Source organism: Microcoleus sp. Pol11C3, assembly GCF_036701485.1.
Lineage (GTDB): Bacteria > Cyanobacteriota > Cyanobacteriia > Cyanobacteriales > Microcoleaceae > Microcoleus.
Genome location: NZ_JAUBQW010000030.1, coordinates 37,572 through 52,425 on the forward strand (window position 1 = coordinate 37,572; position 14,854 = coordinate 52,425).

General features: G+C 47.2%; 13 protein-coding genes. 6 read left to right on the top strand and 7 right to left on the bottom strand.

The genetic code is table 11. The annotated features are described in order from the left end of the window. Positions 1 to 198 precede the first annotated feature (198 nt). A complete protein-coding gene (locus tag QUA40_RS09880; protein WP_333124651.1) occupies positions 199 to 1,626 on the top strand; it encodes an ABC transporter substrate-binding protein in 1,428 nt (475 codons plus the stop codon). A 124-nt stretch (positions 1,627 to 1,750) separates the two neighbouring features. Here the strand turns inward: QUA40_RS09880 and QUA40_RS09885 are convergent, their stop codons facing one another. The 6 genes from QUA40_RS09885 to grxC form a co-directional block, all read right to left on the bottom strand. Next, entirely contained in the window at positions 1,751 to 4,252 is a 2,502-nt protein-coding gene (locus tag QUA40_RS09885; protein ID WP_333124654.1) for a glycosyltransferase family 2 protein, read from the bottom strand. Positions 4,253 to 4,860: 608 nt separating this feature from the next. After that, on the bottom strand, positions 4,861 to 5,442 hold the full coding sequence (locus QUA40_RS09890; protein ID WP_333124655.1) for a hypothetical protein: 582 nt from the start codon (positions 5,440 to 5,442) through the stop codon (positions 4,861 to 4,863). 162 nt (positions 5,443 to 5,604) lie between these two features. Further along, positions 5,605 to 7,440, bottom strand: coding sequence for a CHAT domain-containing protein (locus QUA40_RS09895; RefSeq protein WP_333124657.1), 1,836 nt, complete (start codon positions 7,438 to 7,440; stop codon positions 5,605 to 5,607). Between the two features lie 108 nt (positions 7,441 to 7,548). Next, positions 7,549 to 8,688: a Gfo/Idh/MocA family oxidoreductase gene (locus QUA40_RS09900; protein ID WP_333124659.1), complete on the bottom strand. Its 1,140-nt coding sequence runs from the start codon at positions 8,686 to 8,688 to the stop codon at positions 7,549 to 7,551. 191 nt (positions 8,689 to 8,879) lie between these two features. After that, positions 8,880 to 9,866 (bottom strand): glutathione synthase, encoded by a 987-nt coding sequence (gene gshB, locus QUA40_RS09905; protein ID WP_333124662.1) that lies wholly within the window; start codon positions 9,864 to 9,866, stop codon positions 8,880 to 8,882. Between the two features lie 67 nt (positions 9,867 to 9,933). Further along, the gene (gene grxC, locus QUA40_RS09910; RefSeq protein ID WP_333124664.1) at positions 9,934 to 10,197 is read right to left on the bottom strand and encodes a glutaredoxin 3; all 264 of its coding nucleotides are present in this window, start codon (positions 10,195 to 10,197) and stop codon (positions 9,934 to 9,936) included. Between the two features lie 482 nt (positions 10,198 to 10,679). Here grxC and QUA40_RS09915 point away from each other — a divergent pair, with 482 nt between their 5' ends. Beyond that, the gene (locus tag QUA40_RS09915; protein WP_333124666.1) at positions 10,680 to 10,886 is read left to right on the top strand and encodes a hypothetical protein; all 207 of its coding nucleotides are present in this window, start codon (positions 10,680 to 10,682) and stop codon (positions 10,884 to 10,886) included. 583 nt (positions 10,887 to 11,469) lie between these two features. On the opposite strand, the gene hflX is transcribed toward QUA40_RS09915, so the two are convergent. Beyond that, positions 11,470 to 13,074, bottom strand: a complete 1,605-nt coding sequence (gene hflX, locus QUA40_RS09920; RefSeq protein WP_333124669.1) for a GTPase HflX — start codon at positions 13,072 to 13,074, stop codon at positions 11,470 to 11,472. A 43-nt stretch (positions 13,075 to 13,117) separates the two neighbouring features. Here hflX and QUA40_RS09925 point away from each other — a divergent pair, with 43 nt between their 5' ends. From QUA40_RS09925 to QUA40_RS09940, 4 genes are all read left to right on the top strand, one after another. Continuing rightward, the gene (locus QUA40_RS09925) at positions 13,118 to 13,243 is read left to right on the top strand and encodes a hypothetical protein (RefSeq protein ID WP_263053573.1); all 126 of its coding nucleotides are present in this window, start codon (positions 13,118 to 13,120) and stop codon (positions 13,241 to 13,243) included. 144 nt (positions 13,244 to 13,387) lie between these two features. Continuing rightward, entirely contained in the window at positions 13,388 to 13,573 is a 186-nt protein-coding gene (locus QUA40_RS09930; protein WP_333124670.1) for a hypothetical protein, read from the top strand. A 75-nt stretch (positions 13,574 to 13,648) separates the two neighbouring features. Beyond that, on the top strand, positions 13,649 to 13,861 hold the full coding sequence (locus QUA40_RS09935; protein WP_333041855.1) for a chlorophyll a/b-binding protein: 213 nt from the start codon (positions 13,649 to 13,651) through the stop codon (positions 13,859 to 13,861). A 298-nt stretch (positions 13,862 to 14,159) separates the two neighbouring features. Next, positions 14,160 to 14,438: a Photosystem I reaction center subunit PsaK gene (locus tag QUA40_RS09940; RefSeq protein WP_333124673.1), complete on the top strand. Its 279-nt coding sequence runs from the start codon at positions 14,160 to 14,162 to the stop codon at positions 14,436 to 14,438. The last annotated feature ends 416 nt before the right edge of the window (positions 14,439 to 14,854 follow it).

A 14,854-nucleotide genomic window follows, 5' to 3' on the forward strand; every position in this document is an offset into this window, starting at 1 on the left:
CAAGCGCTAAAATATATGTATATGTCAGCCAAAAATCATCTATCTCCAGTAGAACAATTAGAATAATTGCTACATAAATTATTGAATGAAGGAAAACTTGTTATTAAATGCGCTACCTCCCGTACATTGCTCGTTGCCGAACTTCCTTCCTTCCTTCCTTCTTTGAATCTAAAACCTAAAATCTAAAATTCTGCAGCCATGTCCCAAAAAAATGAAACCGCTGTTCTGGTATTATCGCTCCTAATTACGATCGGGCTAGCCGGTGCAGGTATTTGGTGGCTGACAAGCCGCGGTGGCATCAATGCCGGAGGTTCATCACCCCAAAATCAGACATTTTCCAAGTCCCCGACGGGAAATTCCCCGCAGTCAGAGCAGGCAATTGGGCAGCGTCTGAGTGCCGGACAAAAACTGTTAATTCCCGAGCAAGCAACAACAACCAAACAAGCAGCAGTACAGGCGATCGCATCTGGCAACTATAACGCAGCTATTTCCGACTTACAAGCTTCGCTGAACACCAATCGCAACGATCCCGAAGCACTAATTTACCTCAACAACGCCCGCATCGGCAACCAAAAATCCTACACAATTGCCGTCGCAGTTCCCATTGGCAGCGATATCAATGGTGCTCAAGAAATGCTGCGGGGCGTCGCTCAAGCTCAAAATGAAATTAACCAAAGTGGCGGGATTAACGGTACTCGATTAAAAGTGCTAATTGCTAACGACGACGACAACCCACAGACGGCCTCGCAAATTGCCAGTGCTTTAGCAAATAATTCAGAAATTTTAGGAGTGATAGGGCATTTTAGTTCTGACGCAACGCTAGCAGCCAGCAAGATTTACCAGCAAAATCAATTAGTAGCAATTTCTCCGATCAGTACGTCTGTGCAACTGTCAGGAATTGGCAGCAACATATTTAGGACAGTGCCGAGCGATCGATTTGCTGCGAATTCTCTTTCCCGCTATATGCTGACAAAATTGCAAAAGAAAAAAGCTGCTGTATTTTTTAATTCTGCTAGCAATTATAGCAAATCTTTAAAAAGTGAATTCACGACGGCTCTTTACGGAGATGGCGGACAAGTAGTATCGGAATTTGACTTTGCTAAGGGCAATTTTAATGCTACCGAGAGCTTTAAAATTGCGATCGCCCAGGGAGCAGAAGTGATTATGTTAGCAGCCAATACCGCCACGCTAGACCAAGCTTTACAAGTAGTGCAAGTCAACGCTAAACGCCTGCCGTTACTCGCAGGAGACGATGTTTATACTGCTAAAACACTGCAAATCGGTGGCGCAGGAGCAACAGATATGGTGCTGGCTGTTCCTTGGCACATTCTCGCAGATCCGCAGTCAAACTTTCCCCAAACATCCAAACAACTTTGGAATGCTGAAGTCAGTTGGCGCACAGCTTTAGCCTACGACGCGGCGACAGCGTTAATTGCCGGTTTAGGGCGCAATCCGACTCGTACAGGCATTCAACAAGCTTTATCGGCGTCAGATTTTTCGGCAAAAGGAGCATCCGGCCCGATTCGGTTTTTACCTTCGGGCGATCGTAATCGCGCAGTTCAGTTAGTAACTGTTAAACCCGGAAATCGCACCAGTTACGGTTACGAGTTTGTGCCGATTAATTAAAAAACAAGTTCTGGTCATTTGTGTATGTAAAATCTACCATTGTTCCTTGGCGGGGGCAGCTTGATGGGATTGTTTGTTGGCGCGATAAAGGTTTGGTGAAACCCGCCCCGGAGGGAAATTATATCTAAAATTGCGAAACTCCGATCGGTCTAACTGACCTATTCCTCTCAAAAACAGCCCTCGGTTTCAAAGCAATTCTCAACAACAGCCACAACGATCGCCATTCTCCGGGAGTTTCCTGCCGCTGCCACTGGCCCGGCCTACAGTACAGCATTTCAATCAAACAGCGGTGCTGGCTAATGTTCAGGCGATCGAACGCAATTCGCACAGTGGGAAATTCCACAAAACTGCACTCTTTTCCATCCCGAAAACTAGACCCCAAGTGAGATTTATCGCTCACCAACTCAATCTTAGCCACAGGAATAAAACAGTTCTCTTCCATAATTTTCAGAGTCGCCGAATCGCAATCAATCAAACCTTTAGCCAAACGACTCTCCGTGCCCAACTCAACAACAGAGGGCGCTAGCGATCTTCTTGCCTTGACTGCCGCACTGCGAGGGAGCGCTTTTATTTTACCCTGGGATAAACTTGTCTCAAAGGCATATTTTGGCAAAATCTCTGCTGCTGTCAAACTTTCTTTACTGCCTTTATTTTTCACCGCAAAACTTGGCCACTGCGTCAAAGCAACTTCAGCGCCACTTTCCGAAATAACAGTGGTTACACCCCAAAAACTTTGACCGCCAATATTCAATTGTACAACCCTGCGTAAATTGAACCATTCGTAAATGTCCGGCTTAGGAATATCCACCAAAATCAGTAATGCAATCCCCAGCATCAGCAGGTTGTAAGCGCTCCAAATCCATCCCAAACTCATTCCTTTTGACAAATGTGCACTTTCTGATATTGACTGTACGGTGTCCACATTTTTTACTAAATTAATGTTTAAGTTGTGCCACAAACTGAATGCTGTAGCTGCAAACAAAACAATCAAAGGCCATCCCAATTTCCAGTTAAAACGAAAGCGATCGCTCGCAATTCCTTTTGGCGTCACCTGAAACCCCTTCCCAAAGGGATTCAGCATGGAACTCACTACCGTCACCGCTAAAGGAATACACTGGACGAACGAATAAATATCCGAAAGCAAAGCCGATCCCGATCGGCGGTTCAGCCAAGAAAACACAGTAAGTTGCACCAAATAGTAAGGCAGGAAAAAGTACAGCAATTCCCGCGCACTTGCTCGCAAAGGAATGATGTCGAAAAATGAATAAGCTAAAGGTATCAACAGATATAAAACCTTGGTTAAACTGGTAAACCAGTGCAGCAATCCTTCCAAATGAGACAGCCTTTGTACGAATGTGAGACCGCGAATTGTTAAAGGATTGGAATCAATAAAAAATGCCTGAAGCGTGCCTCGCGCCCAGCGTAGCCTTTGATTTAGGTGAGCCTCTATATTTTCAGCCGCCAAACCAGCACTCAATTTTTCATCTAAATAAACTAAGCGATATCCGGTTGCTGACAGCCGAATTCCGGTAAAATAATCTTCGCAGATTGAATCTGTGACCAAGCCTCCCGCTGCTTCTAAAGCGCTCCGCCTCACTACAAAAGATGTACCGCAACAAACCACGCTGTCGGCGCTGTCTTTGATGATTTCAATTTGCCTGTAAAATATTTCTTCTTCCGGCGCGAGTACATTTTCTAAACCTAAATTACGGGAGATGGGGTCGTGGTTGTAAAAGCTTTGCGGTGTTTGAACGAGGGCGATTTCGGGATTTTGAAAAAATCCAACTGTTCGACTTAAAAAGTTTTTAGTGGGAATAAAATCTGCATCGAAAACTACAATTAGTTCTCCATTAGTTAGGGCTGTGGCATGGTTAATGTTTCCAGCTTTGGCGTGAATATTATCGGGTCTGGTTATATACTCGCATCCCAGTTCTTTTGCCAGCAACTTGATTTCATGCCGCTTAGTATCGTCGAGCAAATATACTTTTTTGTTGGCATAATCTAAAGCTTGACAGCCGATTACAGTGCGCCGTAAAATAAAAGCCGGTTCGTTGTAAGTTGGGATAAAAATATCTACGGCCGGGGTGAAGTTTCCAGCTTCAACTGCAACTGCCATGCGATCGGCTTCTCGACGCCGGTCTTTCATTCTCAGCATTAAATACAGTTGAATACTGGTGTTGAAAACCAGTAGCATTTCTAGGAAAAACAGCCCCAAGCTAAATATACCGTTGAGGGGATCGGTTAAATTTAGAGTAGCGAGCGATCGCCATAAAACGTAGCGAATGGTTAAAGCCAGAACTATTGCAACTACTACAGCGCGCGACCATTTCTGCGGTTGAGGCGAAATTTTAATTGCAGCTAAAGCCACGGAGACAAGTGCGATCGTCGGCACTAACAAATACATCTTGCTCGTAGCAGGCACTTGCAGCCACACAGGCGGGTTTTGTTGCCAAGTGTTGATTGTGGCAAAAATACCGCTGACAGTACCTTCACGGGCAAACCAGGCTCCAGCGATCGCACCTGCGAAAGCAACCGCCCCCAACACGATTAGCGTTGCCGCCGGCACCCGCGAAATCCGCCCAAAGCGGCGTTTCAAGTCTTGAAGATCAAATCTTGAAGTTGTCATAAAATAATTTTAAAGTCCCGATCGTGCATGCAACGTAAGGGTTTCCTGCTGTCCACTTTTTAATTCAGTTGAAAATTCCGACACACCCCCATTACTATATTTACATTTTTTAACATTCTGACCATTGCATGATAATTCATCTTGCTTGCTGTTGCCAAACTGCTAAGCGAGTCCAAACCTGGCAAAATATAGCAGAAGGAAGAAGGAAAAAGGCTTTAGTTATCTAGGAGAGAAGTCAGAAGCAATCTTCGGCAAGGATTTCAGCAATTAAGAACGTCCTAACTTATATCTTGCAGCAATGTCACCAACAGGCTTTCGGGCCGGTTCCACAATAAAAAATATTTCTTGTGGGCCGTTTCTGCGACGCCACCCATAAAAAGCTTATTGAAAATGCTGCCACATCTCAGTCCTAACCGTCTGGCGCGCTTGCTATAGTTCAAAAAAAAATTATCTTGTCTACAAATTAAATAGGATTGCTATATCAAACTATAGCAATCCATATGATTTAACAATTAGACGAATTAGACATCTAACTAAAGGTAGATTAATTTTATATTAATTTAAAAAAATTACCGCGATCGCAGCACAAAAACCCAGCCATCACAGAACTAATCAACAATTTCTAATTGCGAGATTGCATAGCGGGCGACAGCCAAACTAACTCTGGCTTGTTCTATTTCCGACAATTGGGCCCAAGGTCTTTTAGTCGCCATGACTAATTCCCCCCCTTCCGAATCAACATCTCGCATGGCATAAGCCAAAGGACGTGCCAACACCTGCAAATCTTCCTCAGCCCACTGAGGCAAAATATCTAGCACGCACTCTACCATTTGGTCAGCTAAAGATTGATACTTAACAGTTGCGTTTTGCACGCTTTGAGCGATGCTGGCCAGAAAATCTTGAGGAACGCGAGCAAATTTCTCGCGCAAAGACTTTTGCAGAGCAGTCGTCAGCCAAACTTGTTCTAATTGCGAGAATAAAACTTGCGACTTCAGGGCAATATCGCTGTCGCTCAAGGAATCAGACAGCGCAAATTCCTGCTCTAGGGCGGCCAAATAAGATTCTGATTCAAGCTGTGCAGGATTCCAGGGGTAAGCAACATCAGTCTGAACAATTGTGGCGAGAAGTTCCATCTGGGCCTGAGTTTGAGAGTCGCGAAAATATTCAGAATCAGGAGATTGGGTAGCCATGATGTAATACCTAAGTGGGAAAAGGAAAAGACAGAAGGGGGACTGTGCCAAGAGCTAGTTGCGAGCTATCACTGGTAAGTAACTCTTTTAAATTCAGACTGGAGACTCAACAGAACTTTGCTGTGTCGCTCGCTCCTTGCCTTCATTAGCTACACCTGCACCTTAATTCGTTCCGCAATCAGTCTCACTGTAGCCCGAAGTTTTAGGAACCTCAATAGTGAACTCAAAAATCTGACCTTGAGAACTGCCAAATTTTAGCTGAGTCCCGCTGCGTAGCAGCAATTCTTGGTGGTGAACTCTCTGCCATCCCTCAGATCCCAAAACTAGAGTCCCGTAGCGAGAAAAATCGCGCAAGAAGTAGCTAGGTTCTTCCCGGCTATCTCCGATAGTGTTTCTGCAGAAAATCTCGGCGTGTTTTTGAGAAACCCACTGTTCTCGAATCACTACGTCGTTTTCTTCCCAGCGCCCGACTCGAACCATACCTGCGCGAATCGGCCAAACCTGATTGGTCGAGTCGGTGGATTTGGCATTTGGTCGATCGCGCCCCCGCAAATAAGCACAAGACGGTAAGCGTCCCAGCCAAGTAGAAGAATTTAAAGGCAAGTCTGTTTTGAGGTCATCTACCGGCTCAGTTAGTTGACCGTCAAACTCCGGGTGCATATACAGCACAGGCAGCGTCCAAGCCGGTTGATTGAACTTGTAAAGCGTCAGTAGCTGCTGTCTGGCGACGGCGACTGCCCGATCGACCGACATCCGCCCGGCCAAAGCTTGAGCAAAACTTTGGATAAAACTCAGGGCCTCGCGATCTGCGATCGAGTCTCGCATCCCCAACACCGCAGGCACCCCGTGATGGATCAGTACCTCAGCCAAACTGCTTCGGGCGATCGCCTGTTGCTGGCCCTTAGTTGAGTACAACCTCTCCACCGCCGGCTGAGCTCCCCAGCAGGCATTAAACACCGCCAGAGTCACGCGGCACCGAACTAAAACCTGAGCCAGTTCAGTGCCATTAATCGCGGTGTCCGGCCCCAAAAACAGCAAGCCGCCGTCTGGGCCCGGTATCCCGTGGCCGGCGTAAAACAGAATGTTGTAAGCTTGCGTTTCCAACCGAGAAATTAGTTCCGCCGCAGTAGGTTCGATTAGAGTATCGACGCGAGTCGGAACGCTGATGTCAGAATATTTGCCGCTGTCGTCGGTTTGAAAAGCGCTTTCGAGAACGCCAGCTAAGGCGAGTGCTTCTTCTCCCAACTGCAAATGACCGTTATTGTTTCTGGAAAATTGAGAATTAGCACCGCGGCCGGGTTCTGCTTGTCCCAAAACTAGCAAAATGTTGAGCGACTCCGCAGGACGCAGGGGTGGCAAAGGCTCAACATTGCTGGTAGTGCGGCTGAAAAGCAGTTGCTGCGACAGAGAAATTGCCGGTTGACCGGCTTGAGGCTGCATAATTTCCCAAGGCAAAGCAATTAAATAGGGTTCGCGCAAGTCTACGCGTACTCGCAGGGGTAGATTTTGCCCGATCGCGATACCTTTACTTTCCTGGAGACTACCCTGAATCGGCCCTTCAAACAGCCACTGCCAAAGATTAATCCCCAAATGCTGCATCAGGCGGCTGCTGTAGCTGGCGGGTGGCTGAGGCGGATGCTGATCCCCCTTGTGGCCCCACCCCTGTTGACCGAGGTGGAGCGGCACAGAGGGGGTCGCTGGAGCGAGGTCTAGCGACTGAGGGCTTCGTTGTTCAGTTTCTGCCAGTATATTCTTGTTGTTTTCCGGCACGAAACTGCCATCAGGATTTAGGGGCAATTCGTGAATTGTCCCGGAGGGCGAAAACATTTCCTGCCAAGCTTTCCAAGATTGGGATAGGGTATCGGGCCACATACAGTCGTGGTGAACGTACCCGCTGGGATAAGGAGCTTGTAGAACCCAAGTGGCAAAATGGTTTGCCCCAGCGGTTCTCAGGCGAGCGATCGCTATACTGAGGCAAGGACTTTCAGGGCGCGCCATTCACAACTACCGACTCTGGATATAGGGTTGGATCGAGTTTATCTATTCGTAGTTTATCGGGTTTGGGGTGCGATCGAGTGCGTGAGATTGCTTTGGGAGTTTTTACTTTTACTTAGTGCCCAAAAATTTATCTATCTTCGGTAAATCTACCCAAGTTCCCGTAGCATTCGACTCCTGAGTCAAATCCATCAACAACTGCGAGTAAACCCCTTCTCTGAGGGACGGTATCAAGGATTTACCGGCATCTATTGCTTCTACCCACCTATCTATTACTCGAATAAACGGTGCAATCCTCCCGTCTGGATAAACTTGAGGAAACTCCAATCTTTGAGGAATTTTGATTTCAGCTAAAGGTTCTCCGCCATGGGAACCCCACAAGCGAAATCCGTGGACGTAATCTTGCTGGTTGTCGCTTCCTAACACCAATGTACCCTTACTCCCGTATATTTCCACCCAGTGTCCTCGCCCTTGATAAGTAACAGAACTCAAACACACTTGACAAGGAGTTCCCCCGGCTAATTCCAACATCAACGTACACGAATCATCTGCATCAACTAATTTTAAATTTCCTGAATCATTCGGATATGGTCGCGCCGAAATTCCTGTAATCAATTGCCCCGAAAGCCGCTGGGGCGGGCCGAACAGCCAGCTAATATAATCAAAAACGTGAGAACCTGTCGCACCCAAAACTCCGCCGCCTCGCTCTTTTTGCGCGTACCAATTCCAGGGGCGACTCGCATCAGCGCGGCTCGACACCAGCCAATCAATCTTAATTAAACGCTTTTCTCCCACATATTCTGCTACCAATAATTCTGCTAGCATTTGCCATGCGGGGATGAAGCGAAACTCAAAGTCCATTGTGGCAATTGCTCTCGAACCACCCTTTTTAAAATCGGTTTGAGATTCGTGGTTGGCCAATCGGTAAAGTTCCTTGGCTTCATTTGCCGTCAGGGCTGTAGGTTTTTCTAATAATAAATGCTTGCCTGCTTCCAAGACGGTTTTTGCCATTTCAAAATGCAAAAATGGCGGTGTGGAAATGCTGGCACCCGCTACTTCTGGGATGGCTACTATATCGGCGATCGAGTCGCAAGCGTAGGGGATATTGTGGGTAGAGGCGAGATCCTTTGCTTTGTCTAAATTCCGGTGGTAAACAGCCACAACCTCTGTCCGGTGATGGGCCTGGAATCCGGGAAGGTGTACTTTTTGACCGAAACCTGTACCGACTACTGCAACGCCTATTTTTGACATAATTTAATAATTGGGAATTGGGAATTGGGAATTGGGAATTGGGAATTGGGAATTGGGAATTGGGAATTGGGAATTGGTAGCAACTAACAAATAACTAACGACTGTAACATCTGCCTGACGTTCGATAATTAATCCGTGTATCCGTGTCCTCATCTGTGTCGTGCTTGGCTTCTTCCCTCATCCTTCTTCCCTCATCCTTCTTCCTTCTTTCTTCTTCCTTCTTCCTTCTCCACCCATTCAATTACTTGTTTGCCCAAACTAACGCCGTCAAACAAGTCAATTTCTCTGATCCCTGTAGGGCTGGTGACATTAACTTCTGTGAGATAACCGCCAATAATATCAATGCCGACAAAGTACAGTCCGTCCCGTTGCAGCACTGGTTCTAACTGAGCGCAAATTTGCAGTTCGCGATCGGTAATTTCTGTTTTTGCGACTCTGCCGCCGACAGCCATGTTGCCGCGAAATTCATTGCCGGTGGGAATGCGGTTGATAGCACCGATGGGCTTGCCGTCTAATAATATAATCCGTTTATCTCCCTCTTTGGCTTCCGGCAGATAAGTCTGAACCATGACTGGAATTTGCCCTTGTTGAGTGCTAATTTCGACCAGGGAGTTCAGATTGCGATCGTCCGCTTTCAAAAATAAAATCCCTTCGCCAGCTTTGCCACCCAAGGGTTTAAGAACTGCCGCGCTTTTTTTCTCAACAAATTGCCGAATTACCTGCTTGTTTTGAGAAACAATTGTCTCGGGGATCGCTCCCTCAAATTGCAAAGCATACATCTTTTCATTTGCAGCCCGCAATCCTTTGGGACTGTTAACTACCAAAGTTTTAGCGGGATCGATGCCGTCTAGAAGGTAAGTAGCGTAGAGGTAAGGAACGTTGACTGGGGGGTCTGTCCGCATAAATACTGCGTCCATTGCTTCCAGATGCTGCAAAGTAGGATGTTCTACCTGGTACCAAGCCTCAGCAGCCTCCCAGCGTCCGTCTACCAGTTTGACTGGGGTGAGGGCTACCCGACTGAGCATTGCCCAGGTTTTGCCGCCGATGACGCTTAGTTCGTTGGCTTGAGTCGCCCAGACTTCGTGACCCAACTCTTGAGCTGCCTCCATCAGCGCTACGCTGGTATCGTGTCCTGGAATTAGTCGCGCGAGGGGATCGATGATGAATGCAAATTTCATTGTCAATTAAAATTAAGAATTGGTCGCAGGAAAATTTGGGCTAACGGAAAACTCGACAGGGAAGGCCTCATTTTGCTGCTAGCAGCGGGTCTAGCTGGCCTAGAGCATCGAGTTTGTGTATTTCGTCGCAGCCACCTATGTGTTGGTCGTTAATGAATATTTGTGGCAGGGTGCGGCCTCCGTTGGCTCGATCACTCATTTGATCCCGTGCCGCTTCATCTCCATCGATCGCGTACTCTGTAAAATCAATCCCTTTTCGCTTCAGCAGTGCTTTGGCACGAACGCAAAACGGGCAGGTTCTCCAAGTGTAAATTTCTACTTTAGGGGTCATGGGGCGCTCAAACAATAACAATATTTTTTAATTGTAATCTTAACCATAGTGCGGACTGTTTTTAGTTCCTAGGCTGAAACCCTCGATTTTTCGTTGGTAGCAAACTTGCCTTGGAGCCTTGAAACCCTTATTCTACGGTTGGCTATCAAAAACTGTCGGAGGGAGTGATGTTAACCAATCTTATGTTAATTTTTATATTTTAATTTTTATTATATATAGCAACCTTATCTGTTGCACCGGAGGTTATTCATTCCTGAAACCCTTGCCGGGAAGTGGATTTGCCTTCTCCCTTGTTTTTACCCTGACTGAAGTCGCTATAGATTTCTTCCTTCAACATCTAGCTCTATTTGCAGCGCACAAGCTACGTGTCAAGTAATTTTTTATATATTGAGGTAAACAAATATCCACGCTTAAAAAAACGGAGACATTCTGAAGGCAAACAGGTTGGTCATCAGCCTGCCTAGCGCTGCGGACCAACCTGCTTGTTTCGCTTTCTGCACGAACAGATCATTCCTGCACCTGTCAGTAGGACTGCGATCGCAGTACCAGGTTCAGGAATTGAAGTTGAGTCTCTCGAAGGTGTTTTTGTTGTGGTTGTGTATATTTGGGACAAGCTCGGCTGGGTCGCCAATTGCGGGTCGGGTTCGGTTGCTGTTGATGCCGGGCTAGGGGCACAGGCACTAGAATAATTTCCGGGGCCGCAAACATCTACTGCTGCTGAAGCCGGAGGGGCGGCAGCTAGATAGTAAAACGCTGTTGCCATTGTGGCAGAGAGTCCAAGTGCTAGTTTTGCCAGTGGCGTACACATAACTATTTAGTTAAACAGTGGTAAAATCGAAAAATAGAAATAGTCCTAGAGATTAGCGCTGTACGACGGGCAAGGATTTTAGAGTTCTTACAATAAATGGATGTATTCTCTCGCGGACGTCTGTAAAAGATAGTATAGCGCTTGAGGTGAGTGCCCAAACACTTTAATAAAATTATTCTCTTTTACCTTGATATCCCGTACCGTGGTTGGGCCAGAGTTAAGCAACATATTTTTTCAACCTCTGAACCAACAGCCCTTACAGCCATTAACAAAGAGTCTTTTTACCTTGACCGCCGCCTCCGGAAATTAATTATTTAACCGATCGCAAAATAGAGATGCTGTATTGTACTTTGCAATGCACAATCTGACTACTCTTTTATAATCTCATAGTTCGACTAGATCTGTCCTCAGTATATGTACGTATATTCCCCCATGTCAACTACTCAAAAGAAATATTTAAGTATTTACCGAGGGTAGAGGGCGTATTGAATGAGCTGAGCTAGTCTGTCGCGGAGAGTTTCCATGCCCAAACCTTTGGCCGCCGAAATAAATACGGCTTGAGGAAACTCTTCTCGGGCGAGGGCGAGAGTATCTTCATCTACGGCATCGATTTTGTTAAAAACGACAAGGGCTGGCCCGGGAGTTACGGGCATATCTGTCAAAATATTCATCACCGATCGAATTTGGCTCTGCCACGCGGGATGGGAGAGATCGACCAGATGCAGCAAAGCATCGGCGTCTGTGACTTCTTCGAGGGTAGCCCGGAAAGCGTCGATCAAGGCGGGGGGCAGTTCGCGAATAAAGCCCACTGTATCGGTGAGGACGAGCGACAGGGGTTCCCCGGTGACAGTGCCGGGAATGGTCAACCGTCGGGTTGTGGGGTCGAGGGTGGCAAATAACTGGTCGGCGGCATAAACCTCGGAATTCGTGAGCAGGTTGAGCAGAGTCGATTTACCGGCGTTGGTGTAGCCCACGATCGCCACTGAGGGTACGTCGTGATGATGCCGGTTCTGCCGCAGCCGGAAGCGGTGCGCCAGCAGTTGATTTACTTCTTGCTGCAATCGAGAAATGCGTTTGGCGATCGTCCGCCGTTCAGTTTCGAGTTTGGTTTCCCCTGGGCCTCTGGTACCGATGCCGCCACCCTGTCTCGACATTGCCTGACCGCGACCTCTGAGCCGGGGCAGGGCGTACTCTAGCTGAGCGAGTTCGACTTGTAATTTACCCTCGCTCGATCGAGCTCTTTGGGCAAAAATGTCTAGAATTACCTCTGTTCGATCGACTACCCGGATACCTATCTGAGTTTCCAAGTTCCGTATTTGTGCGGGGGCCAGGTCGCGATCGAATACCACGAGGTTAGCGCTAATCGTCTGAGCGGTGAGGGAAATTTCCTGAACTTTGCCTTCGCCGACGACTGTTTGTGGATGGGGGCGAGATCGTTTTTGGCGCACTGTTTGCAGCACCTGACCTCCGGCGCTTTCAACCAGCCGCGTGATTTCTGCGAGCCCGTCCTCAAACTCCAACTGAGTCATGTGCTGAGTCATTACACCTACCAACAGCACTTTGTCTTGGTCTGCATCGACCTGCTTAGCGACAAACTCTGCTTCAAACTCTGCTTCGAGTCCTTCCACCAAATCCAGAAAGTCTTGGTCTGCCAGTTCGTCCAAATTCAGCGGTTCTGATATTTTCCAGGGAAAGTGTGGAGTTTGAATTAGTGACTTTGGAATAATTGAAGGCTCTTCTATTTCATCATTTGCATCTGGTTCTAACTGAGCGCTCAAAACAGAGAACTCAAAATTTGGCTGGTCTCCCTGGGGTATCAGGTGAGCGAGATAAGTTTCTTGGATGTAACCCGTCGCACCGCCGCCGCGACGCTGAAATCCTCCGCCGGTTAGTGTCAGCCAAACGAGGGCGTCGAGGCGCTGAATTGCCATTGCTGTGAGAGCTGCTTCGCTTGGGGTTTCTGGCTTAAGGTGCGTGGCGATGCAGCGAATGCCACTGAGGCGACCTCCCCCGTAGCGCGGCAGTTCTAAGGGCGCAATCTGCGTTTGCCGGGGTGAGCCTACGCCCACGCGAATTACTTGTCCGCGGCGGTTGATGTAGGTGCAGATTGGTTTGTCTATTTCCGTGCTGATGGCGGCGACGCGCTGGGCGAATTCTGCAGTGGTGATGCGATCGCCCGGTAGTCGCTGGTGGTACAGCTTTTCGAGTTGCTTGAGCTGGCTGGACTTTAAACCTTGAAGATTGCCGTAGATGGTTTCGATAACTGTTTCTCCCGATCGATCTGTTTATCTCTTATTTTAGTAAACTCAAGGGCGATCGTGTTCGGGTTTTAAGTTGAAATTTACTAAATTTTCTTGCTTCTAGCAGAGCGCGGATTCAGTCTTGTCGAGTCACCAGCGCCGTTGTTTGTCGCGAGGCTGCGATCGAGCCTTTCACAGCGGCCATCTCAACTTGCAGTTATATTTAGTATTTATAGATACAGGCGATCGCTTAAAAAATCTCCCTCAACAAAACTTAACACTTTATTTTACGTTTCAAAATCCTCCTTTAGACTTGTGTATATCTTGAGCCTAAAGGCAGATAGCCAAGTAAAAATTAGGTCGCTACGATGATAAGCGAAACATTGTTAAGGAATGTAAAAACATGGAAACTCGTCCTACCAACCTGCCTCCGACGGCTAATGCTTACAACGGCAAAGATCGGAATGCCTTTCTGTTTGGCTTCAACCCGCAAGCAGAACTTTGGAACGGTCGCTTAGCGATGATCGGTTTCTTAGCTTATTTGCTCTGGGATGCTGCTGGATATAGCGTTCTGCGCGACATTCTCCACTTTCTGCCTACCTACATTGCTCAGTAATGAGTAGCTGTCTTTCCTGTCTGGCAGTGTGAGTAAATGCCGCCACTGCCAGACAGGCTAAAAGTTACAAATGGCAGGGAGTATGGTTTTGTCCCTTTGTATCTTTCGTTACTTTTGAATGGCATTAAAAGACTTCTTGCTGTGATTCGATGATTACGGGTGGGGGCGATGTCGCTGGCGCGGTGAATATTGACAGCAACAGATATTTATGGCGTAAAGGCGATCGCCCCTGCTGTATTTTTGGCAAGAAATCTCATCCAGCATTTGTGATAGTTTATGAAAAATAGGAGCGTCAACGATGATTAACTCAAATTTATTGGCAGTAGTAGCATCGACTGTGACTGACACAGCATCAGGAAATTGGCAAAAGCCTCTGGTGATGTTTGTGTGCAATATCTTAGCGTTGCTAGTTATCAGTCGCCGAATTTGGTATCCCCACGTCGGGCCGAAAATGCCTTTGCCCTTTCCGTCTCTGTTCAACAATGTTAGCGTACCGGCATTTCTGGCTTGCATGAGCGCCGGTCATTTGCTGGGAGTATTCACGATTTTGACCCTCCACATCGACAAGTATTTTTAGGAGCAATTGCGTCGCTTCTGTGTCGGCTTATTGCTACAATCGGTAGGTTAAAAGGCAGACAAAAAATGGCAGGGGTAAGTGAAAAGCACTCACCCCTTATTTTAATTTTCTCTAGAAGTGGATGAATAACTGCATCTAAACGAGCAATCGAGAAGCTGGTAAAATAAGCAATCTCACTCACAGATTCTCCTTGCTGAATCAGGATTTCTAGTCCTCGGAGATAAGCATCCCCTACTTGCTCGTAGGTTGTCTGAGAAAACACGAACGTTGCATTGATGTTAATACGATCGCAAATTAGTTGTGCAATCACCGACAGCATGATTTGAGTGGCTGGGATTCGGGAGCATCCCGGTTTTGCGCTTTTGAGCATCAAACGGATATTGATCCGTTAAGGTAGGCGCACCGAAGCTTAAGCA